The sequence below is a fragment of the Nocardia sp. 852002-51101_SCH5132738 genome, assembly GCF_001665695.1.
Taxonomy (GTDB): Bacteria; Actinomycetota; Actinomycetes; order Mycobacteriales; family Mycobacteriaceae; genus Nocardia; species Nocardia nova.
The window spans coordinates 17409-38524 of sequence record NZ_LZML01000013.1 but is presented as its reverse complement, the minus strand read 5'-3'; the positions used below and the strand labels follow the sequence as shown (position 1 = coordinate 38524).

Sequence of the window (21116 nt, the reverse complement as noted above, 5' to 3'; positions counted from 1 at the left end):
TCACAACGCGAGGTGGCGATTCATCGACATGGCTTCTTCGGCCAGGTCGGGAAGTTCGACCACCTCGACGCCGTGTTCGCGCAGGTTCTCCACGCCGACGCAGTTCTCCACGAAGGTGCGCGGTTCCCGCCACGCGATGACGACGCGCGGAATTCCGGCAGCCAGGATGCGGTCGGCACACGGGACGCGGCCGACCGAGGCCCGGGTGGAACACGGCTCGAGCGTGCTGTAGATAGTGGCCTGGGCGAGCCGGGGGTCGGCGCCGAGTTTGTTCAGCGCCGATTCCTCGGCGTGCACCTTCGCGTCGGTCTCGCGGGAGTAGCCGTGCGCGAGTTCCACGCCGTCCGGGCCGACGATCACCGCGCCGACCGAGAAAGCGGTCGCACTCGGCGGGCACAGCCGGGCCAGGCCGATCGCGTGATGCATCCAGAATCGGTGCGCCCCCGGCCGGCCGGGGACACGGCTGGCCGACTCGACCGACTCCCACGCATCGGATTCGGTTGTCACTGTGAGTGTTCCATCGTCGGCGAACTCCCATCGGACGGTGTCTGCTTCGGCAGATAACGCAGCACTGCGATATCGCCGAGACGAGTGATATCCACCAAAGCCATTCTGCGCCGAGAACCGCCGGGAAAGTCGGCAGGATGCAGAAATTTCGGGGCCCCGCTGTCCCCGACCAGCACCGGGGCGACCGCCATCAGCAGTTCGTCGGCCAGATCCGCCGCGAGAAACGCGGTGTGGATGCGGCCGCCGCCCTCGACCATCAGGCGGCCGATCCCGCGCTCGCCCAGATCGTCGAGCAGCGCGCCGAAATCGACGGAGTTGCCGAGGGCGACGACCTCGGCGCGGCCTGCGAGCCGATCGCCCAGCCGCGCGCGCCCGGCCGTGGTCGTATAGACCAGTCGCTCCCCATCCTGTTTCCACAGCCGCTGTCCGGGATCGAGTTCACCGCTCGCGGTGACGATGACGCGCACCGGGAATTCGGATTTTCCCGCCGCGATGCGAGCCTCGCGCCGCCGCTCACTGCTCAGCGACAGCCGGGGATCGTCGCGCCGCAGGGTCTCGGCGCCGATCAGAATGGCGTCGGCCTCGGCACGCACCTGGTCGACGCGATCGAAATCCTCGGCATTGGACAGCAGCAGTCGTTGCGGGCCGGCGTCGTCGATATATCCGTCGACACTCGTGGCCACCGACAGCACGACATAGGGCCGAGCCATCAGCGCCGCCGGGTCACGACGACCGCACCGGGCTTATGCATGCGCAAACTCCTTGTCACGGTAAGGCTTTCGCGTGCGGCGCTACGAGCCCGTCAGACCAGCGCGGCGACCTCGGCTTCGAGCGTCTCGACCAGGCCCTCGGCCGGCCGCTCGCCGCACACCTCGAGCCAGTTCGCCAGCATCCGGTGCCCGCCCTGGGTCAGCACCGATTCGGGATGGAATTGCACACCGTGAATCGGCAGGTCGCGATGCCGCATGGCCATCACGATGCCGCTCTCGGTCCGCCCGATCACCTCGATATCACCGGGCAAGGTGTCCTCGAGCACGGTCAGCGAGTGATAGCGGGTGGCGGTGAACGGGTCGGGCAGCCCGGCCAGCACCCCGGAACCGATGTGGAAGACCGAACTCGTCTTGCCGTGCAGCAGCTCGGGGGCACGAGTCACGGTCGCGCCGAACGCCTCTCCGATCGCCTGATGTCCCAGGCACACCCCGAGCAGCGGAGTCCGGTTCCGGGCGCACGCGCGGACCAGTTCGATGCTCGCGCCGGCGCGGTCCGGTGTGCCCGGGCCCGGGCTGATCAACAGGCCGTCGAAATCGGCGGCCGCGGCATCGGTGTCCTGCAGCCGGGAGTCGTCGTTGCGCCAGACGGTCGCCTCGGCACCCAGCTGGCCCAGATATTGGACCAGGTTGAATACGAAGCTGTCGTAATTGTCGACGACCAGAACACGCATGGTTCGAGAGTACGTGGCGCCACCGCCGATACGCAGCTGAGATAGCCTTTAGGCAGACCTGCACGCCGAATACGAGGACGTCATGCCCAAGTCGAAGGTCCGCAAGAAGACCGACTACACGATCAACCCGACCAGCCGCACCCCGGTGAAGGTGAAGGGCGGTCCGTCGCCGGTCTGGTATGTAGCGATCATGCTCGGCTTCATGCTGGCCGGCCTGGCATGGTTGCTGGTCTATTACCTGGGCGCCGACCACATCCAGTGGATGAGCGATCTGAACGCCTGGAACTTCCTCATCGGCTTCGGACTGATGGTGATCGGCCTGATCATGACGATGCGGTGGCGTTGATCGCGCTGTCGCACGGCTGGCGTTGATCGCGCTGTCGCACGGGTGGGGTTGATCGCGCTGTCGCACGGGCGTTGACCCTTATTACACGCGTGTGATTCATGCACACCTGTGGATGACTCTGTGGACAACTCGAGGAGCAATTGGGGACCGTGAGCACACCACCCGAACACCCCGAGTCCGACCGCCCGGGATCCAGCCCGGAATTCGGCAGTTCCGAGTCGGCGCCCCGGCTCGAGTGGTCCACCCCCGCGCCCGCCTTGGCCGCGGTCACCCTCGGCGGAGTGGCGCTGGCCGTGGCCGCCGCGTTCGCCTCCGACGCACCGAGTCGGCTGTTGATCGGATTGGGTGCGGCACTGCTGCTGTGCATGGCCGGACTGGGCTTCCGTCAACGCCCGCGCCTGACCGTCGTTCCCGGGAAACCGGCGCACCTGGTGGTTCGTGGCCTGTTCGGCCCGGTCAGCTACGGACCCGAGCAGATTCTGCGGGCACGGGTCGTCGGTTTCCGGCGGCTGGGCCGGAGCATCCCCAATCTGGAACTCGATGTCGACCACAAGGGTGAGGAGCGGCTGGTGATCTTCGGCCGCTGGGACCTCGGTACCCATCCTCAGGACGTCCTGGACGTGCTGACCGTGCACGGTCTCGTTCCCGCCGATCCCCGCACCAGCTGACAACCGGGCGGGCCGCAGTCGAATCGGGCGGCCACCGAATCAGGCGAGAACCGCCGCACCCGCACCGATCAGTGCGAGCGCAAGGACGGCGAGTCCGGCTACCGCACCCCATCCGATCCATCGGATCGAATCGCGCGTGCGCGCCCGCAGCCATTCCGGCAGGAACAGGATTCCGGCGGCGGCGAGCGTGCCCGCCACCAATCCACCGAGGTGGCCCCACAGCGAGATGCCGGGCAGGGACACGCTGATGAGCAGGTTGATCGCGATCAACACCAGCATCTGCACCGGACTCTGCCGCAGCCGCAGCAGAATCACGGTCATCGCGCCGAACAGACCGTAGATGGCGCCGGAGGCACCGGCCGTGGCGGAATCGGTCGCCAGCCACATGACCGCCGCGGATCCACCGAGCAGCGACACCAGATAGATCGCGAGGAAGCGCGAACGTCCCAGCACGAGTTCGGTATCGCGGCCGAGAATGTAGAGCGCGAACATGTTGACCACGAGATGCAGCGGCCCGTAGTGCAGGAATCCGGAACCGAGGACCCGAATCCACTGCCCCTGGGCAACCCACTGCGGTGCGAGCACCCAGTCGAAGAACAGCCGCGACAGATGATTGTCGGTGACACTGTGCGCTTGACTCGCGGTGACGGCGAAGACCGCGACGTTGATCGCGATCAGCGCATAGGTGACATACGGCGTGCGGCGAGCGGTGGCGAACGGACCGCCGACAGTCGGCTGTACCGGCCGAATATCGGTGCGGCCCTGCGCGACACACTCCGCACAATGCTGTCCGACGGCGGCCGGTTGCAGACATTGGGGGCACGCCGGCCGCCCGCACCGCGTGCATGCCAGTCCGGTGGTGCGATCGGGATGGCGGTAGCAGGTCGGTACGGGCGGTTGCGGATTCACGAAACTCCGATGGGTCAGCTCAGGGTGATGCTCAAGATGACGACCGGCTCCTTCGGCCGGTCGTTGCGGTCGGTCGCGGTGGTCGCGATGGCGTCGACGACCTTGCGCGAATCGGCGTCCACCACTTCGCCGAAGATGGTGTGGCGACGGTTCAGGTGCGGCTGCGGACCGACGGTGATGAAGAACTGCGAACCGTTGGTGCCGGGTCCGGCGTTGGCCATGGCCAGCAGGTAGCCACGATCGAAGCGCAGTTCGGGGTGGAATTCGTCGGCGAATTCGTATCCCGGCCCACCACGGCCGGTACCCGTCGGGTCACCGCCCTGAATCATGAAACCATCGATCACCCGGTGGAATACGCTGCCGTCGTAGAACGGTCCGGAGGTGCCGCCGCCGGCGTTCTTCGTCGTGTAGGCCGCGCTGCCGTCGGCCAGGCCGACGAAGTTGCGCACCGTCTTCGGGGCGTGGTTACCGAAGAGCGAGATCTTGATGTCGCCGAGGTTGGTGTGCAGGACGGCCACGGCGGTCTGATTCGGTGAGGTCACGCCGAATATCGTGCCATGTCGGCTGTCCGTACTCGCGGGGCGCGCCTAGCCGGTGTGCGCCGCGTCGTCGGTGGAGGCCGCCGTCTCGGGCGCGGTCGCTCCGCCCGCATATCCCAGCCGCGGCGGTTCGGCGGCCGGCTCCGGAGGCTGCGGGCGACGCGAGGCGGCCACCCATGCGGCACCGCCCGCGGCGGCGGCAACGCCCGCCGCGATGAGCCGATTACGCAACCGACCGGATTTCCGGGAACTCCCCAACTGCATGGCACCATGCTGTCACAGGGACGGGCCGCCCGCAGTAGCGCCAGGTGAGAGGCTCACCGGCTGACGGACCGCTTGAACTGACGCAGCGCCAGCGGCACGAAGATCGCCAGGATCGCCACCACCCAGATCAATGTCGTCGCCACCGGATGCTGCAGCGACCACACATCCGGCGTCGGATTCGTCGGACTCGTGTTACCGAACAGATCGCGCGTCGCCTGCGTCACCGCCGATACCGGATTCCATTCCGCGACGACGCGCAGCGGCGTCGGCAGCACCTCGCTGGGCACGAAGGTGTTGGCGATGAAGGTCAGCGGGAAGATCACCATGAAACTGGCGTTGTTGAACACTTCCGGCGCCCGCACCAGCAAACCGACCACGGCCATGATCCAGGAAATCGCGTAGGCGAACAGCAACAGCAAGGCATAGGCGAGCACGGCCTCGAGGAAGGATCCGTGGATGCGCCAGCCGACGAGCAGACCGGTCACCGACATCACGACCAGGCTCACCACGTTGATGGCGACATCGGCCACGGTGCGCCCGACCAGCACCGCCGACGGTGCCATCGGCAGTGAGCGGAACCGGTCGATGATTCCGCGCTGCATATCCTCGGCCAGGCTGGTACCGGTGAACGTGGCGCCGAAGACCGAGGTCTGGGCGAAGATGCCGGCGATCAGGAATTCGCGGTACGACGTGCCCTGCACGCTGATCGCCGAGCCGAAGATGTAGGCGAACAACAGGACGAACATGATCGGCGACAGCGTCGAGAAGATCAGCACGTCGGGCACTCGTTTGATCTTGATGACATTGCGCTTGGCAATGGTCAGGCTGTCCCCGGCCACGGTGGCCGCGCGTTCGGCCAGGGTCGGTCTGCGGGTGTCGGCCGCGGCGGTGATCATCTGCTCTGTCCTTCCGTGGCTTGTTCGAGGGTCTGCGCGGCATCGGCCGGGTCGATGGAGTCGGCGGCCTCGTGCCCGGTCAGGGTGAGGAAGACGTCGTCGAGCGAGGGCCGTCGCAGGCCCACGTCCTGGATGCGCACCCGGTGCGCGGACAGCCGCTCGATGGTGTCGACCAGGGCCTGCGAGCCGTCGTCGACGGGAATGGTGAGCCGCCGCAACCCCGGTTCGACGTGGATATCGCCGACCGCCAGCCCGGCCAGTGCCTGCTGGGCGACGGCGAGCGCGTCGACATGCTCGACCGTCAACTCGATCCGATCGCCCCCGACCGTAGCTTTCAGCTCGTCGGCGGTGCCGCGCGCGATGACCGAGCCGTGATCGATCACCACGATGGTGTCGGCCAGCCGGTCCGCCTCCTCCATGTACTGCGTGGTCAGCAGGAGGCTGGTACCACCGGCGACGAGTTCCTCGATCACGTCCCACAGGTCCATCCGGGCCCGTGGATCGAGCCCGGTGGTCGGCTCGTCGAGGAACAGCACCGGCGGATTCGCCACCAGGGCTCCGGCCAGGTCCAGCCGGCGCCGCATGCCGCCGGAGTAGCCCTTCACCGGCCGATCGGCCGCCTCACTGAGCCGGAAGCGCTCGAGCAGTTCCCGGGCACGCTGTTTACTGCGCTGAATGCCCAGGTGGTACAGCCTCCCCACCATCTCCAAATTCTCGAAGCCGGTGAGATATTCATCCACGGCCGCGTACTGACCGGAGGCACCGATGTGGGCGCGTAACCGCTGCGGTTCGCGCAGCACATCGATACCGGCGACCGTGGCGCGGCCGGCATCGGGGGTGAGCAGTGTGGTGAGCACCCGGACCGTCGTGGTTTTCCCGGATCCGTTGGGGCCGAGCAGGGCGGTCACCGTCCCCTCGGGAACCGCTAGGTCGAGCCCGTCGAGTGCGACGAGCCGACCGTACTTCTTGACCAAACCCTCGGCGATGATGGCGTCGGGCATGCTTTTCCCCTGCCGTTCGATGTGGATGTGAGGTTCGCTACTTGCCGTGCAGTATTGCCCACACCACCGACAAGTTCATCCGAATAAACCCATATCGGACATCGACCGAGCGAGGAACCCCGACCGGGCAGAGGGCGGAGGTGGTCGCATCCCGGGGATCCGGCGGTGCTCGGGGGTGCCGGCGGGATGCGACCGACTCGATACTCCCGCGCCCGGCCCCGAAGGTCGCGAGTAGCGCGCTACTCGAGTGCGGCCCGCACGGCTACCTGCCGTGGCGCTCACGGGGCCCCGAGGGTGTGAAAACGCCCACCGTCGTGCGCCGCCACACCCGCACAGCTACCGAATTCGACGCTCGCGAAGGCGCCCCGCCACGCCCGATCGTTTCACGTGGAACAAGTTTATTCCTTTGTGTTACAACGTAATTCACGAATGCCTCCCCGCCGACTATCAACCCTCCGGCAAACCGGACGACGCGCCCCGCAACACGCCAGAGAAAAAAATTCCGAAACTAGCGCCCCTCATGCAGACACAAACGAGAATCGTCGCGTAGGATCAGTCACGTCGGCCCCTCCCCCCCGGGCCGACCCTACGCGGGCCTCGGCTAACTCCCCCCCTTCGCCGAGGCCCGCTTCCAATTCCGGGACTTTTCCGGTCGGCGTCTGCGCCGCCTCCACCCTTGTGCGACAGCGTTTTCGGATCCGACGACAGAGGCGGTCAGCTACCGTTCCGCCGCAGCACGTGCGAACCCAAACGGTTGATTCCGCGCACCCGCACAGTGCGCAGATGCCGCAGCGAGAACTCGGGCTCGTCCGCCAATTGTGTTGCCGCGCCGTCGTCCACCAGGACCGTGCCCGGCCGGGCGACTCCGGTCAGCCGCGCCGCGGTATTCACCACCGACCCGTAGAGATCACCGAAACGTTGCAACACTTGGCCGTAAGCCAGCCCGACCCGCAGTTCAGGGGTGGTTCCGGCACTCGTCGTGGCCTCCTGGATCGCCAATGCGATCCGGGCGGCCGCCACCGCCGATTCGGCCGCGAACATCACCTCGTCGCCGACATTCTTGATGGTCCAGCCGCCGTTCGCGGTGATCGCGTTCGTGGTGACGGATTCGAACGACTCCAGCAGATCGTCCAGTTCGTCGGCTTCCAGATGCCGGGTCAGCCGGGTGTAGCCGACCATGTCCGCGAATCCGACGGCCAACTCCCGCAACGTTTCTCCAGTGCCGTCACCGGCCAGCGACCGCGTCAGCGCCGCCGCGAGATGGCGCCGCCACGCGTAGGCCTGCAGTTGCTGCAGCGCCGACACCACCTCGGCGGTCGCCTCCCGGGCGACCTTGTCCTGGTCCACCGCGGGATCGCCCGCCGTGATCGAACGGATCCGGTCGGCGATCTCCTCCGCGACCAGATCGACCTGCCATTCCGCCAGCCGCGCCATCGACTGCCCGAGGGTGCGCGCGGCCGCCTGCTGCCGGCGCACATCGGCGCCGGCCAGCGCGTCGAGACTTCTGAAGTTCCGGACCGCGTTGACATCGCCGTCGGTGAATTCGACCGCGGCGTCGTCCTCATGAGCCGGGAATCCGAGCGAAACCCACAGCCGCCGCGACAGATCGGCCGGTACGCCCGACAGTTCCGCGACCTCGACCCGGTTGTAGCGGCGAGATCCCTCCAGTAGATAGGGCTCGACCACCGACTGAACCAGCTTCGACAGCTCCGGAGAGGCCATAATTCCGACGATACGGATCCCGCCGAGGCCGGGCCGCCGGCTGATTATTTGTCACAGCCGGTTGTCACAGCCCGGCGAAGCGGGGATCAGACGCGGTCCGGGCCGGGCTGCCAGGTGGCGACCGCCCAGATGACCACGACATTCAACGCGATCACCAGGATCGACCATGCCGGGTAGTAGGGCAGCCACAGGAAGTTCGCGAGGATGGACAACGCCGCCAACGTGATTGCCACGATCCGGCCCCACGTGGTACCGGCCATCAGACCGAGGGCGGCGATGACCAGCAGGATCCCCAGCACGATGTGGATCCATCCCCAGGTCGTAGTGTCGAATTGGTAGACGTAGTCGATGCCCACGACGAAGAGGTTGTCGTTGGCGACCGCCGAAATTCCTTCCAGGATCGAGAGCACACCGACGGTGATCAGCAGGATCGCCGCGCCGATCGATGTTCCGGCGGCGATGCCCTGACGTACGGGATGCTCCTGCGGGGTTGTGGTCATGGCAGAACTCCTTCCCAGCCGAGAGGTCTTCCCCTGAATGTGCCCAGCGCGGTGCGCAATGGCTTCACCCGTGACGGGTGAGTGTCGGACGCCGTCGCCCCGCGGGACCGGTTCGCGGCCGGATCTCGAGCTCATCCCGGGCGGATGAGGCGACTACCAGCGGTTGTGCCCGAGCCTGGAGACGCGCATGCACCCCGGCCGAGGAGGTGAGTTGGTCGTTGTCGATCCGCTATCAGTTCGTCATCGATGGTGAATTGTCCGAACGGGCGCTGGCCGCATTTCCGGAATTGAGCCGCAGTGATCATTCCTCGGCTGGGACGACCACACTGTTCGGCACCCTCTCCGACACCACGGCCATGCGTGGCGTGCTGGCACGCATCGATTCGCTCGGGCTGACACTGCTGGGGATGGCGCAACTGCCCGACTCCGCCGGCTGAACTCGTCGGCTTGGGTCGTCGGCTGGGCCCCAGGTGGGGTCGCCGCCGCCTACGGTTCCTCGTCCGGATCGGGCGCCCGGTCCTGGATCAGCACGTTGACCCACCGCGTGGTCGGATCGATATCGAGCAGCAGCGCCTTCATCAGCAGCGTCAGCGGAATCGCCAGCAGCGCACCGAGCGCGCCCAGGACCCACGACCAGAAAACCAACGACAGGAACGTCACGGTCACGCTGAGGCCGACGGCATCACCCACGAATTTGGGCTGGATGATCGACTGAATCACGAAATTGATCACCGAATAGACGACGATCACCCACAGCATCAGCATCGGGCCGCTGTCGAGCAGCGCCAGCAGCGCCGGCGGAATCAGGCCGATGACGAAGCCGATATTCGGAATGTAGTTGGTGATGAAGGAGAGCAGCGCCCACAGCACCGGAAGCGGCACGCCCATCAACCACAGGGCACCGCCGTCGAAGACGGCGACGATCAAGCCGAAGACCGTGGAAACCACCAGATATTTCCGGGTGCCGATGGCGAATACACCCAGCGCATAAGCGATTTCGGGCCGTGCCTTGGCCACCACCGCCAATTTTCGATCGATCATCATGCCGTCGATCGCCATGAACAGCAGCAGTGCCAGAACGAAAAACAGATTCGAGAAGATTCCGAGCGCGTTGCTCAGTGCGACCGACAGCAGATCGACGACCTTGCCCACATCCAGACCGTTGAGGGCGTTGTGGATCTGCTCGGTGTCTACCCCGAAATCGGCGAGGGTACTCCGCACACCGTTGAGCATGTCGTCGAGTTTGTCGGAGTATTTCGGTAGTTCGGACGCCAATTGCGCGACCGAGAGCACCAGCGCCCCGATCAGTACGAGCAGAATCAGAACGACCAGGAAAAGGGCCGCCACCATCCCGATCCACGGCCGCCAGCCGCGCCGTTGCACCCAGGTCTGCACCGGCTGAACGGCCATGGTCAGCATCAGCGCCAGGAAGGTGGGACCGAGCACGCCTGCGAACGCCTTCATACCCATGACGGCCACCACGGCCCCGGCGACCGAAAGCATCACGATCAGACCGCGCGGTAGCGACCATGTCGCTCCGGACGCGGGCGGCGGAGCTTTTCGCTCGGCCCGCGCGGGCCGATCTCGTCGCAATTGCATCGGAATTACCTCGCCGCCGCAGACCGGTGTGTCGATTCTCCGACCGACACTACGGCTCCGACCGGCCCGTTACGTCCTGCGCCACGGCCGAATTCGACGGCCCGAGACCGATTCGAAATCATGATGGGACGCACATTTTGACCGAATTCAGCAAATGATTAGTGTACGTTTCAGTTTGGAGAAAGCAGGCTTCACCGACACTGCCTTCGGCGAAGGCACAGCTCCGGGAGGCGCTTTGAACGCTTCGCCCAGAACAACGCGATCGCTAGCCGATAGCTCGAACGTTGCCGCCATTCGCAGTGGCCTCCAACTCGGCGTGCCGGAACTCTCCTTCGTACCGCTGTCGCTTCCCGCTGCCCACGCCCGCATCGACGAGGCGGCGGCGACCGGCGCCGGCCAGACCGTATTGATCTGCGCCCCCGCGGGAACCGGCAAGACCGTCCTGGCCGCCGACTGGGTGGCGCGACTGACACCCCGGCATTCCGCCTGCCGGGTGGGCTGGCTGACCTTCACCGGCCGCCGCGGTGAGTCGGCCGATCTGTGGCGTGCGATCGCCGGAGTGCTCGACCTACCCGTCGGATCACCCGACCGGGACCCCACCGGCCCCCTCGCCGAACCGGCGACGCTGGTGGACCGGTTGACCGACCGAGCCGAACCGACCGTTCTGGTCCTCGACGACGCCCACCTGCTGACCGACCCCTTGGCTCTCGCGGGATTGGAATACGTCGTCGAAAACGCACCGCCCACATTGACAACCATCGTCACCGGCCGGTTCGATCCGCCGCTGCGATGGCACGGCCTCGAGCTGAGTGGCCGGCTCACCCGGCTGACGGCGCGCGAACTCGCGCTCGACGACGAACACACCGCGGCCCTGCTCGATCAGCACGACCTCCACCTGAACGCGGCCGATATCGCCGGCATTCAGCGACTGACCTGCGGCTGGGCCGCGCTGGTACGAATAGCCGCGATCTATCTGGCCGCGAATCCGCAGGACCGGCCCACCGCCTTGGCGGCATTGGCCCGCGCACCGCATGCCATCAGCGACTTCCTCGTCGGCGAGCTGCTGGGGGCGTTGCCGGACGATGCGCTGCATTTCCTGCTCGCCACGGCGGTGCCCGAGGAGTTCAGTGTCGCGCTGGCCACGGAGCTGGTCGGCGAATCCGCCCCGGCCACGCTGGAATATCTGCTGCGCAACAATCTGCCGATCACCTGCGTCGCCCGCCACGGCGAACTGTGGCACAGCTACCACCCCATGCTGCGCGCCTATCTGCTCGCCGAAGCCGCACGCTCACTTCCGGACCGGCTGCAGCGCATTCACCGCAGCTGTTCGAAGTGGTTCATCGATGCCCGGATGCCGTCCGCCGCACTGCATCACGTCCTCGCCGTGCCGGGACATCCACAGCTGTCGCGGTTCATCCGCGAACACGGCCCGAGGTTGGTGTTCGGCGGGGACGGGCCGTCCTTCTTCGCCCGATTGGACGACGTCGGCGAACTCGCCGACGATCAATTCGTCCAACTGCTGCGCATCGCCGAGGCCGTGGGCCGCGGAGACGTGGCGGCCTGCACGGCCTACCTGGATCGCCTCGAAGCAGAGCCCTGTTCTGCGTCCGCACTGGTGCCCGCGTCCTGGCTGACCGCGCTGCGCTGCGCCGTGGCCGCCGATGTCGCGGTGCTGACGGGCACCGAACCCGCCGCTCCCGATCCGGCGACGCCCACTCCGACCGGGCATGCCGAACTGGACTGCTACATCATCCTGCAGCTGGCCAACGCGCACCTGCACCGCGGCGATGTCGCGCGCGCGGAATCCGGGCTGTGGCAGACGCTCGCGCTGGCCGAACATGCCGGACTGGGTCGCTTCGTCGTGCCGGCGGCAACGCGACTGGCGTTGTGCGGTGGCATCGGCGGCCATCTCACGGTGATGTGCAAGCGGGCCGAACATGCCGTGGAGCTCGCCGAGAAATACGGAATGCGAACACATTCCGCGATGACGCACGCACAGGCGATGATCGCGTACGCCCGCTATCTGCAGGGCGATCCGATCGATGTGCACGGCCAGCTACCGCCCGCCACGACGAGCGGCCTGTCTCCCGCGCCGGCCGCCGACCGTCAGGCGCAGGCGATTCTGCGGCTGATCGAATTCGATTCCGCCACAGATCGTTTCCTGGCTGCCGATACGCTGCGGATTCAGCTGCTCGACATGCTCGCCGAACCGACACCGGCGCGCTCCTCGGGCAATCTGGTCCTGCATACGGTCCTCGCCCTGCTGCGGATCCAATCCCGCGTCGGCGCACAGACTCTGGTCGAGCGAGCGGTCGCGGTACTGGGCCATACGCCCGAGGTCGTGCTGGCGCAGGCATGCCTGTCGGAGTATGCGCAGACCTCGTCGACGACACTCGAGCTGCTCCAGCCACTGCTGCGCCGGACCGACGGACTGCCCCCGCTCACCTCCGTCACGGCATGGCTCCTGTATGCCTCCGCGGCCGCCCATCTGGACCGCCCGGTCAAGGCCTACGAGGCGGTGGCGCAGGCGCTGACTCACGCCGCCGACGACCGGATCGTGCGTCCGTTCCTGGAGGTGCCGGGAACCGTTGCGTTACTGGACGGTTCGGTCGGCCGCTTCGGTCACCACGACCGGCTGGTCGATCTGATCCGGTCGCACCCGTCGGCTCGCGGCGCGGCGCACAATCCAGGATTGACCGAAACCGAGATGTCGGTGTTGCGCCAGTTGCCGTCCGGGATGACGACGCTCAATATCGCCGAGGGCATGGGCGTTTCGATCAACACCGTCAAAACACACTTGCGCGGGATTTATCACAAGCTGGGCAGCGGTTCCCGGGCCGAGGCCATCGCGCGGGCGCGCGAGCTCGGTTTGATCTGATCGGAATCTCCGGATTCGCCGAGGAATTCGCCGATCGCGGGCCAGGTCGAGCCGGCCGCGTCGGGACCCACCATCAGGCCCAGATGTCCGCCGGTCACCTCCGCGAATCGCACGTCGGCGGCACCGGTGAGCAGTTCGACTCCGCGGCGGGTGGACCGGGCGGGCACGAGCATATCGGTGCGGCTGCCGATCAGCAGGACCCGGCAGGTCAGTTTCGACAGATCCACGACGAGATCCGAGCGCAGTCGAATCACGCCGTCCGCCAGCTCGTTTCGCAACACCAGACTGCGATAGATCTGCCACAGCGAACGGCCGGGATAACCGGGCATCGGCGCCATGAAGCGGTCGACCGCTTCCATCCGGGCCAGCGCTTCGGTATCGGCGGCATGCCGCGCGATGAACAGCGGACGTCCCGCAGCACGCGCCGGACCACACCGGCACCTCGACGAACGATAGCTCTGCGATCGTAGGCAAGCAGCACATCTGCCCGCTACGCGCAGTTACATCTAAGACGTCCGAACGAGCCGACGAGAAATCCCGCTCACCGGCCGAACCAGCGAGTCAGCGCGGTCGTCAAACCTTCGGTGCCGTCGGTGGCGGCCCAGGCGATGTAGCCGTCCGGACGGACGAGCACGCCGGCCGCATCGCGGGAGCCGGGCACGTCCGAGGCGTCCAACGGCTTCGCCGTGACGATCCGGATCCGGTCCTGCCACGGCGCCGCCGCGGCGCGCAGCTGCGCGGAGTCGGCGAAATCGAACAGCACACCCTGACCGGTGGCGAAGTGCTCCGCCACGCGGGTCCCGTCGGACAGATCGCGATCGGGAGCGATGGTGCCGATCAGCTCGTGGTCGCCGCCCAGATGATAGCGGTGCAGCACACCGGAAATCCGCTTGAACACGGCGGTCGCGCCGTCGCCGGTGGACAGTAGCTCCGACATCACCGCCCGCAGCGCCTTGCTGCGGCGGTCCAGTCGCATGAGCGCGACCTGCGCCCGGGTCCATTCCAGCACCCAGGCGCCGATCGGATACCGCTCGGCGGTGTAGGTGTCCAGGAGCCGCTCGTCCATCCGCCCGTCGACAACCGCGGCGAGCTTCCAGCCCAGGCAGACCGCATCGCCGATTCCGAGATTCAGGCCCTGTCCGCCGAACGGCGAATGCACATGCGCCGCATCACCGGCGAGCAGCACACGGCCCTTGCGGTAGTCCGGCACCTGACGGGTGTTGTCGGTGAACCGGGTGGCGGAATGCACCGCCGAGACCCGCACGGGCGCCCCGGAAACGCGACGCAGGCTCGCCTCCAGCTCGGCGGCCGTGATCGGCGCGTCGCGATCGATCGGCGGTCCGTCGAGTTCCACGGTCAGGAAGCGGCCGGGAGTCGGCCCGTAGACGTAGATGCCGTGCTCGGTATCGTGCCAACCGGGTTGCAGCCCTTCGGTTTCCGACATCTCGACCACCGCCTGCCGTCCGGTGATCTCCGGCCCGATGCCCGGGAAGTCGAAGCCGGCGAGTGTGCGGACGGTACTGCGTCCACCGTCGCAACCCACCAGCCACGAGGCACGTATCACCTCGCCGCCACAGCTCCCGGCACCACCACCCTGGGCGGCCCGGCAGCGCACGGTCACGCCGTCGCCGTGGTCGGTCAGATCGGTCACTTCCACGCCCCGGCGCACCACGACGCCGAGTTCCGCGGCGCGCGCACCGAGAATCTCCTCGATGCCCTGCTGGCTCACCAGGACGGCCCGGCCCGCTGGCCCCACCCCCGCGAACGCCGGGTCTTCGGCGTCGATCAGGTCGAACGACAACATGATTCCGGCGAAATGTCCCGCGATCGGCGGCCGGTTCGCGGCCACCCTCCGGACGTCGAACGCGTTCATCCGCTCGATCACCGCCTGCTGATGCGCCAGCAACTCGGGCAACAGTCCGCGCCGATCGAAGGCCTGAGCCGTCGGCACATTGATCGCTCCGGCCTTGATGGTCCGATCGATCTCCGTCAGCCGCTCCACGACCAGCACCTCGACCCCGGCCAGCCGCAGTTCACAGGCCAGCATCAGTCCGACCGGGCCCGCCCCGGCGACCACCACATCGAATGTCTCGCTCATGACATCGACCCTGCCGCCAACCGCTTGCAGCGTCCTTGCACCGCGGATGCGCGAACCGCGCAAGTCTCAGGTGAGCGCCACCAATTCGTGCAAGGTGGTGCCGGTGCGGCGGACCGGTTCCGCACCGCCGAGCACGGTCAGTTCGAAGGTGGATTCGAATCGGAAATAGCCCGGATGTCCGATCAACTTGTGCGCCAGCGGTTTCAGCAGCCGGGTGCCCACCAGCGGAATATCGTCGAGGAGATCGTGGGCGTGAATCACCCGATCCACTGTCAGCCGCAATTCGACCCGATCGGGTACGCGCAGTTCGATCCACTCCGGATAGCCGCGCCCGGCGGTCGCGTCGAAACGCGCCGGTCCCTCGCGCAGCGTCGTTTCGCCGGTCGAGAGAACGACGCGGTCGTGGTGGGCCAGCATGAGCGGCGCGATCTCGTGCGCGCCGCGTCGCTGCTGGGTCAGCACGTCGGCGAACAGCAGCGAATAGTCCTCCACATACAGCCGCCCCCAGTGCCAGCGCTCGATGATCTTGCGCATATCGCCGACGCCCCAGTTGTGATCGGCGTACCCGCGACCGGTGACGGACCGCTCGACGCCGTCGATGGTCACGGTGCCACTCACCCGTGCGCGCGGCGCGCCGACGACCCAGCCGAAGGAATCACCGCCGCCGAAATGCGTCTCCCCCTTACCGGGCATCCAGCTCGGCAGTTCGTTGTCGAAGCGCAGGTCGAAAACCAAACCGTCCTCGGCCAGTCTCAGGTGATGCGTCGGCAATCCGTCGGGCCGGAATTCGGTGTAGGCCCGGTTGTCTCCGATCCGCACATCACACGACTGCGCGTCGAACGACGCCTGATTGCGGGGATATTTGCGCGAGACCTGCCGACGGGTGCCGTCCGGTTCGTAGACCATCAGCTCGACCCAGGGACGCGCGTGCGGGAAATCCTCCGGGCGGCGTTTGGTGAGGAATCCGACGACGGTATGCCCGCTGTCGAGATGTGCGTCGAAATACCAGTGCTCGAAGGCGAGCGAACTCGCCGCGGGATGCAGTGCGTTGTGGCGCGGTTCGACCGTGGTGAGTTCACCGTCCCGGCGGCCGGGACCGTTCCACGCCTCCACAATGGCTGTGTCGTTCATCGCCGCAACGCTCCGCTCGCATCGAATTCCGCTTCTCTGCCCTGCATTTGGGCCCGGTACCAGTTCTCCCGGTGCCGCACCATCACCTTCTCGTGCACCCGCCCGACCGGCGGTATCCGGCGCACGAATTCCATCGCGGTGATGAGCGGAAACCGCAGCACCGGAATCAGCAACCAGGGAAAGGCCGGGGGCATACGGTATTTGCGCCGCGTGCCCGGCGCCATGTACATCGCCGAATACACGGAGTTGATGCGGTAGTTGTAGGCGGCGCGCAGCCGGCTCACGCCGCGGTGTTCGGGGCGGGGAGCGAACGCGGCGGGATAGGACTCGATCAATTCCGCGCCGTGCGCACCGGCGTCGTAGGAACGCGAGGCGATGGTCATCGCCAGCACCCGCAGCGAGTCGACCACGGTTTCCGGATGCCACTGCAACCGCACGCCCAGCAGATATCCCATGTACTTCTGAAAGTGCAGCAGCGCGCGGATTTCCGACGGCGTCGTCTGATATCCCAGCGCCCACAGCCCGAGGCCGGGTGTCACACTGCCCGCGATCAGGGTCAGCAACTGATAGGTCTGGCTGATCGGCAGCCCCCACTTGTCGATATCCCATTCGGGATGGCCGGCCACCCGTGCCCGCACCGACACGTGCATCACCCGGACCTTGAGCGCGGTGGCGCGCCCGGTCGACCCCGGGGTGAGCAGCGCATTCGGCTGCGAGACGTCCATCCAGAATCGGCAGGTCTCCAAATACCTGCGCAGCGCACTGTTTCCGGCATATCCGCCCGCCAGCGACAGCGGAGTCGCGACCGCCGATTCGGTGTACATCTCCAGTGTTTCCGCACCCGCGAAGCTGAACAGCATGGTGCCCCAGCGCCGCCAGATGGCCGCGCCCTGTTCGACCAATTCGGGACGCACCCACTCGGGCACGGTGTCGAATTCGGCGAACAGTTCGCGCATCGAATCCGGCGCCTCGGGAACGGCATCGATCCCCTCGGCCAAGGCCCGGTCCAGCAGTGCGCGGCCCTGTGCCGAACCACCGGGACCGTGCATCACCTCGGCGACGAATCGTTCGGCGACCGGATCACCGGCGAACAGATCCTCGGTGAGAGCCCGGGCCTGCTCGTCGGTGGGAAAGAGTTCGGCCCCGGTCACTTTCCGCACGATCGCTTCCAAGCGCTGCACGGCGGGCTGCTGCTTCGCCTCCCAATACCGGAAAGCGCTGGGGCATTTCAGGGTTCGTATCTGTGTCGTCATTTCACCGCACCGTTCGGAATCGCAGCATCATGTCGTGGTCCTCGTGATCGAGCAGATGGCAGTGCCAGACGAAGCCGCGCAGATCCGAATCCCGATGCGCGGCATGCTCCGCCGAATGCGCCGCACCCGGCATGGGCGCGGTGAGTCCGGTAAAGGGCGCGTCGGGATCGAATCCGAGTTCGTCGGCGGTCGGAAATCGCACCACGATCCGGGTGACGGTGCCGCCGTCGACTCGCACCACATCCTTACGGCCGCTCTCCCACGGCGCCGGCGGCTGCGGCGGCCCGGCCAGGAAGCCCTCCGGATCGGGAGTCCACCGGGTGCCGATCGCCGGTTGGGGATGAGCGAGTTGGTAATCCACAGTGCGCAGCGGCGTACGGCTCAGGATGCGGAAATCCACCAGGTGGATGTGGATGGGATGGGGATCGGGCGTGATGTTGACGATGTTCCACACCTCGGTCGTGCCCTGCCGCGGCATTTCGATATCCGGATCCGAATAGCGCAGGTTGTTCAACGACATGATCGCGGGCGGCATCCGCAGTTCGTACGGCTGGCTGACCGTGAGGGTCCGCGACAGAGTCGGCACCGGCACCGGCGGCAGCGGCGCGGGCTGTCGCGGTCCACCGCGCAGCGTCTGCGGGACCGGCCCGCGCAACCCCGCGCGATCCTCGGCGCGGAAGCGGCAGAACACCGGCATCGCGACCTCGCCCAGGATCGACGCCTGGAACACCGGTGCTTCGTCGTTGCATAGTTCGACCGTCTCCCCCGGCGCGAGCTCGGCGAAATCCACCAGGAGATCCACCCGTTCGGCCGGAGCGAGTCGTAGATTGCGTACCGGCACCGGCGCATCCAGCAGTCCGTGGTCGTTTCCGATCACCCAGAACCGCATCCGATTGCCGAAGAACAGATTCCACGTACTGAACGAGGCGGCATTGATCGCACGGAACCGATACAGCCCGCGCGCGACCGGCAGCTGTGGCCACACCACCCCGTCGTCGCCGACCGCACCGCCTTCCCACGAACCCGGTGGCACCACCGCGGTCGAGCGCAGACTCTGGCGGCCGTCGGGGGCGAACAACTTCTCCTGCAGCACCAGGGGTATCTCGAACTCCCCCGCCGGCAGTCCGAGCGGATTGTCCGGAGCTCCCGTGTCGAATTCGTCGCGCAGCAGCATCATGCCGGTCAATCCGGCGTAGACATTCGCCCGCGTGATCCCCATCGCGTGGTCGTGGTACCAGAGGTGACCGGCCGACTGCCGCAGCGGGAAGTCGTGATCGAGGTGTTGTCCCGGCATGACCAGTTGTTCCGGGTGCCCATCACTGGCGGGCGGAGTCACTCCGCCGTGCAAATGCAGCGAGGCGGGAACCGTGGTCCGGTAGCTCTCCGGCACCCCGTGCAGGGTGGTGTCGATATCGGCCGCGAACGGATGAGCGCCGAGCCGGTTGTGGAACCGGACGGTCAGCGGCCGGCCGGCTTCGTGTTCGACGGTCGGGCCCAGATAGGTCTGATCGTTGTATCCGAAGGCGGGCACCGCGGGCATATCGCGGTGAAAACGATGGCTGGTGGTGGTCGCGACAAGGTCCAGGTGACTGCCGGTGACGACGGGCGGCCGCGGGAGTTCGTCCACGAAAGGCTGCATCGGGGGCGAGTGGAACAACAGCGGGCTCTCGAATCCGCCCGGCACGGGATCGGCCGTGACTGTCGCCGCGCGCCCGGCCACCGCGGCCGTCAGACCCGCGCCGATACCGCGCAGCATCGCACGGCGGCCGATCGGTCGATTCATCCCTCGCACCTTCCGAGGTGACATCGATCGTCACCCGTCGCAGCGACCATACCATTGAGTACAGTAGACGGTACTCGTTTGAACGGTGCGAGGAGGTGGGCCGTGCGCATGTCGAATCCACAGCGGGCCGGCTCCCCTACGATCGGGTTATGGACCTGGGCGACTCGGCGGTGAATGGATGACGGCACCGAAGAAGGCCCCGGTCACGTCCAAGAAGGCGGTGTCCGGAAAGGCGGCCTCCAGAAAAGCGGAGGCACAACATCGCAACCGCCGTCAGACGACGCGGCTGTCGTACGACGACTGGGTGAACGGCGCGTTGGATCTCCTCGCGCGCGAGGGTGTGACCGCGATCCGGATTCCCCGGCTGTGCGAGGAACTGGGCGTCACCAAGGGTAGTTTCTACTGGCATTTCGACGATCTCGAACAACTGATGGCCGCGATGGCCGACCGGTGGGGCGAAATGCAGAGTGAGGCGGTCCGGGCCCTCGCCGCCTTGGATTCGATTCCGGTCGAGTCCCGCATCGAACAGATGGCGGCCATGCTGGTGGATCCGCAGCACTGGATGGTGGAGGCCTCGGTGCGGGAGTGGTCACGCACCGACGACACGGTGGCGGCGGCGGTCCGGGCACTGGATCAGCGCATCTTCCGGACCGTGCAGACGGCGATGCTCGATCTGGGTTTCAAGCCGGGACAGGCGCGGCTGCGCGCGGGCGCGATGGTGTATCTGGGGATCGGGCTGATCCACGGCCGCGACAATCTGCCGACCCCGACACCGGAGGAAGTGCAGGCGGTCATCGACCTGCTGGCCCGGCCGTGAATTTGTGGAGCTGCGGGGTTTGTGGAGCTGCGGGGTTTGTGGAGCTGCGGGGTTTGTGGAGCCTAGGGGAATCGAACCCCTAACCCCTGCCTTGCAAAGGCAGTGCTCTGCCAATTGAGCTAAGGCCCCGGTGAGCGTGGCGGCTCAGCGCGCGGTCACCTCGTGCCACAGATCCGCCTCGCTCCGCTTGCGAACCTTGGTGACGGCGAAGACAACTGCGGCAATGGCACCGATCGTCAGAAGAAGTTTCATGCCGTCCACCCTACTGTGCCGCGACCGCCCCAGCAGCCACGGCTTCCGGCATCGACGACGCGGTACCGGCAGCGCTGCGTGAGGTGTATCGGCGCGACAGGAACCGGCGAGAGAGACGGATCGGATCCCCCCGGATCGTGAGAAGAAGAAGTGGAGCCTAGGGGAATCGAACCCCTAACCCCTGCCTCACAAAAGTCGAGCTAAGGCGGCCGGTACAACGTCTCCGCCGGTAGCAACAGGAATTTCACGAAACTTCGCGCAATTTTGCGGCACAGACGATACCTGTTTCCTGCTGACGCCGTCAACACCCCATCCCTGCTGCTGACGGCGTCAGTAGGCCACTCGACCACACTCACAGGTCACGGTAGGGGCATCGCATTCGAGCAGGCCGACGCTCGACGCGCGTACTTAACAAACTCATGCAGATGACGAGTACGCACCCCCATGAGGGTCATGTGATGTGCGCCATATTTCTGTCGCAGACGAGGAGGTACATGCCCGATGGGTGACAC

At 66.6% G+C, this 21116-nt stretch carries 22 protein-coding genes and 1 tRNA gene; 5 read left to right on the top strand and 18 right to left on the bottom strand.

Annotation, left to right across the window (positions count from 1 at the left end; all coding sequences use genetic code 11):
* From A5789_RS01650 to A5789_RS01640, 3 genes are all read right to left on the bottom strand, one after another.
* A complete protein-coding gene (locus tag A5789_RS01650) occupies positions 1 to 507 on the bottom strand; it encodes a deaminase (RefSeq protein ID WP_227462911.1) in 507 nt (168 codons plus the stop codon).
* The gene (locus A5789_RS01645; RefSeq protein ID WP_063015286.1) at positions 504 to 1217 is read right to left on the bottom strand and encodes a dihydrofolate reductase family protein; all 714 of its coding nucleotides are present in this window, start codon (positions 1215 to 1217) and stop codon (positions 504 to 506) included. The genes A5789_RS01650 and A5789_RS01645 overlap by 4 nt, the downstream gene beginning before the upstream one ends.
* 92 nt (positions 1218 to 1309) lie before the next feature.
* On the bottom strand, positions 1310 to 1948 hold the full coding sequence (locus A5789_RS01640; protein ID WP_063015285.1) for an aminodeoxychorismate/anthranilate synthase component II: 639 nt from the start codon (positions 1946 to 1948) through the stop codon (positions 1310 to 1312).
* 82 nt (positions 1949 to 2030) lie between these two features.
* On the opposite strand from A5789_RS01640, the gene crgA reads away from it, so the two are divergent.
* Both crgA and A5789_RS01630 read left to right on the top strand, forming a co-directional pair.
* Entirely contained in the window at positions 2031 to 2294 is a 264-nt protein-coding gene (gene crgA / locus A5789_RS01635) for a cell division protein CrgA (RefSeq protein ID WP_030516702.1), read from the top strand.
* 149 nt (positions 2295 to 2443) lie between these two features.
* A complete protein-coding gene (locus A5789_RS01630) occupies positions 2444 to 2962 on the top strand; it encodes a PH domain-containing protein (RefSeq protein ID WP_081879641.1) in 519 nt (172 codons plus the stop codon).
* Between the two features lie 39 nt (positions 2963 to 3001).
* Here the strand turns inward: A5789_RS01630 and A5789_RS01625 are convergent, their stop codons facing one another.
* The 7 genes from A5789_RS01625 to A5789_RS01595 all read right to left on the bottom strand — a co-directional run bounded on the left by A5789_RS01625 (position 3002) and on the right by A5789_RS01595 (position 8793).
* Positions 3002 to 3871, bottom strand: coding sequence for a rhomboid family intramembrane serine protease (locus A5789_RS01625; protein WP_082940399.1), 870 nt, complete (start codon positions 3869 to 3871; stop codon positions 3002 to 3004).
* A 14-nt stretch (positions 3872 to 3885) separates the two neighbouring features.
* Positions 3886 to 4413, bottom strand: coding sequence for a peptidylprolyl isomerase (locus tag A5789_RS01620; protein ID WP_064901821.1), 528 nt, complete (start codon positions 4411 to 4413; stop codon positions 3886 to 3888).
* Positions 4414 to 4458: 45 nt separating this feature from the next.
* Positions 4459 to 4674: a hypothetical protein gene (locus A5789_RS01615; protein WP_064901822.1), complete on the bottom strand. Its 216-nt coding sequence runs from the start codon at positions 4672 to 4674 to the stop codon at positions 4459 to 4461.
* Between the two features lie 53 nt (positions 4675 to 4727).
* Positions 4728 to 5570 carry an ABC transporter permease gene (locus A5789_RS01610; RefSeq protein WP_081879640.1) on the bottom strand — a complete coding sequence of 281 codons (843 nt, stop codon included), beginning with the start codon at positions 5568 to 5570 and terminating at the stop codon, positions 4728 to 4730.
* Positions 5567 to 6571, bottom strand: a complete 1005-nt coding sequence (locus A5789_RS01605; RefSeq protein WP_063015282.1) for an ATP-binding cassette domain-containing protein — start codon at positions 6569 to 6571, stop codon at positions 5567 to 5569. The genes A5789_RS01610 and A5789_RS01605 overlap by 4 nt, the downstream gene beginning before the upstream one ends.
* A 714-nt stretch (positions 6572 to 7285) precedes the next feature.
* Positions 7286 to 8293, bottom strand: a complete 1008-nt coding sequence (locus A5789_RS01600) for an adenylate/guanylate cyclase domain-containing protein (protein WP_063015281.1) — start codon at positions 8291 to 8293, stop codon at positions 7286 to 7288.
* A gap of 86 nt (positions 8294 to 8379) precedes the next feature.
* Entirely contained in the window at positions 8380 to 8793 is a 414-nt protein-coding gene (locus A5789_RS01595) for a hypothetical protein (protein ID WP_030516695.1), read from the bottom strand.
* Between the two features lie 206 nt (positions 8794 to 8999).
* On the opposite strand from A5789_RS01595, the gene A5789_RS01590 reads away from it, so the two are divergent.
* The gene (locus A5789_RS01590) at positions 9000 to 9230 is read left to right on the top strand and encodes a hypothetical protein (RefSeq protein WP_030516694.1); all 231 of its coding nucleotides are present in this window, start codon (positions 9000 to 9002) and stop codon (positions 9228 to 9230) included.
* A gap of 49 nt (positions 9231 to 9279) precedes the next feature.
* Here the strand turns inward: A5789_RS01590 and A5789_RS01585 are convergent, their stop codons facing one another.
* Positions 9280 to 10392, bottom strand: a complete 1113-nt coding sequence (locus tag A5789_RS01585) for an AI-2E family transporter (RefSeq protein ID WP_063015279.1) — start codon at positions 10390 to 10392, stop codon at positions 9280 to 9282.
* Positions 10393 to 10708: 316 nt separating this feature from the next.
* On the opposite strand from A5789_RS01585, the gene A5789_RS01580 reads away from it, so the two are divergent.
* The gene (locus A5789_RS01580; protein WP_064901823.1) at positions 10709 to 13270 is read left to right on the top strand and encodes a LuxR C-terminal-related transcriptional regulator; all 2562 of its coding nucleotides are present in this window, start codon (positions 10709 to 10711) and stop codon (positions 13268 to 13270) included.
* On the opposite strand, the gene A5789_RS01575 is transcribed toward A5789_RS01580, so the two are convergent.
* The 5 genes from A5789_RS01575 to A5789_RS01555 all read right to left on the bottom strand — a co-directional run bounded on the left by A5789_RS01575 (position 13204) and on the right by A5789_RS01555 (position 19535).
* Complete coding sequence (locus tag A5789_RS01575) at positions 13204 to 13629, bottom strand: hypothetical protein (protein ID WP_181065136.1); 426 nt, start codon at positions 13627 to 13629, stop codon at positions 13204 to 13206. The two genes, A5789_RS01580 and A5789_RS01575, sit on opposite strands and share 67 nt — an antisense overlap.
* 182 nt (positions 13630 to 13811) lie before the next feature.
* Positions 13812 to 15368: an FAD-dependent monooxygenase gene (locus tag A5789_RS01570; protein WP_155525710.1), complete on the bottom strand. Its 1557-nt coding sequence runs from the start codon at positions 15366 to 15368 to the stop codon at positions 13812 to 13814.
* 66 nt (positions 15369 to 15434) lie between these two features.
* The gene (locus A5789_RS01565) at positions 15435 to 16499 is read right to left on the bottom strand and encodes a lipocalin-like domain-containing protein (protein ID WP_064901824.1); all 1065 of its coding nucleotides are present in this window, start codon (positions 16497 to 16499) and stop codon (positions 15435 to 15437) included.
* Positions 16496 to 17752, bottom strand: coding sequence for an oxygenase MpaB family protein (locus A5789_RS01560; protein ID WP_063025967.1), 1257 nt, complete (start codon positions 17750 to 17752; stop codon positions 16496 to 16498). Before A5789_RS01560 ends, A5789_RS01565 begins: the two co-directional genes overlap by 4 nt.
* A gap of 1 nt (position 17753) precedes the next feature.
* A complete protein-coding gene (locus tag A5789_RS01555; protein ID WP_064901825.1) occupies positions 17754 to 19535 on the bottom strand; it encodes a multicopper oxidase family protein in 1782 nt (593 codons plus the stop codon).
* A gap of 178 nt (positions 19536 to 19713) precedes the next feature.
* Here A5789_RS01555 and A5789_RS01550 point away from each other — a divergent pair, with 178 nt between their 5' ends.
* A complete protein-coding gene (locus A5789_RS01550) occupies positions 19714 to 20352 on the top strand; it encodes a TetR/AcrR family transcriptional regulator (RefSeq protein ID WP_064901826.1) in 639 nt (212 codons plus the stop codon).
* Between the two features lie 56 nt (positions 20353 to 20408).
* Here A5789_RS01550 and A5789_RS01545 read toward each other — a convergent pair.
* Positions 20409 to 20481, bottom strand: a tRNA-Ala gene (locus tag A5789_RS01545).
* 15 nt (positions 20482 to 20496) lie between these two features.
* A complete protein-coding gene (locus tag A5789_RS37580; protein WP_218018595.1) occupies positions 20497 to 20604 on the bottom strand; it encodes a DLW-39 family protein in 108 nt (35 codons plus the stop codon).
* Positions 20605 to 21116: the final 512 nt, after the last annotated feature.

Bases quoted from the DNA above. Each gene is read 5' to 3' on its own strand.
- A5789_RS01595 (WP_030516695.1), bottom strand. From the start codon at position 8,793: ATGACCACAACCCCGCAGGAGCATCCCGTACGTCAGGGCATCGCCGCC.
- A5789_RS01610 (WP_081879640.1), bottom strand. From the start codon at position 5,570: ATGATCACCGCCGCGGCCGACACCCGCAGACCGACCCTGGCCGAACGC.
- A5789_RS01605 (WP_063015282.1), bottom strand. From the start codon at position 6,571: ATGCCCGACGCCATCATCGCCGAGGGTTTGGTCAAGAAGTACGGTCGG.
- A5789_RS01645 (WP_063015286.1), bottom strand. From the start codon at position 1,217: ATGGCTCGGCCCTATGTCGTGCTGTCGGTGGCCACGAGTGTCGACGGA.
- A5789_RS01565 (WP_064901824.1), bottom strand. From the start codon at position 16,499: ATGAACGACACAGCCATTGTGGAGGCGTGGAACGGTCCCGGCCGCCGG.
- A5789_RS01585 (WP_063015279.1), bottom strand. From the start codon at position 10,392: ATGCAATTGCGACGAGATCGGCCCGCGCGGGCCGAGCGAAAAGCTCCG.
- A5789_RS01600 (WP_063015281.1), bottom strand. From the start codon at position 8,293: ATGGCCTCTCCGGAGCTGTCGAAGCTGGTTCAGTCGGTGGTCGAGCCC.
- A5789_RS01615 (WP_064901822.1), bottom strand. From the start codon at position 4,674: ATGCAGTTGGGGAGTTCCCGGAAATCCGGTCGGTTGCGTAATCGGCTC.
- A5789_RS01560 (WP_063025967.1), bottom strand. From the start codon at position 17,752: ATGACGACACAGATACGAACCCTGAAATGCCCCAGCGCTTTCCGGTAT.
- A5789_RS01555 (WP_064901825.1), bottom strand. From the start codon at position 19,535: ATGAATCGACCGATCGGCCGCCGTGCGATGCTGCGCGGTATCGGCGCG.
- A5789_RS01575 (WP_181065136.1), bottom strand. From the start codon at position 13,629: ATGGAAGCGGTCGACCGCTTCATGGCGCCGATGCCCGGTTATCCCGGC.
- crgA (WP_030516702.1), top strand. From the start codon at position 2,031: ATGCCCAAGTCGAAGGTCCGCAAGAAGACCGACTACACGATCAACCCG.
- A5789_RS37580 (WP_218018595.1), bottom strand. From the start codon at position 20,604: ATGAAACTTCTTCTGACGATCGGTGCCATTGCCGCAGTTGTCTTCGCC.
- A5789_RS01550 (WP_064901826.1), top strand. From the start codon at position 19,714: ATGACGGCACCGAAGAAGGCCCCGGTCACGTCCAAGAAGGCGGTGTCC.
- A5789_RS01640 (WP_063015285.1), bottom strand. From the start codon at position 1,948: ATGCGTGTTCTGGTCGTCGACAATTACGACAGCTTCGTATTCAACCTG.
- A5789_RS01570 (WP_155525710.1), bottom strand. From the start codon at position 15,368: ATGAGCGAGACATTCGATGTGGTGGTCGCCGGGGCGGGCCCGGTCGGA.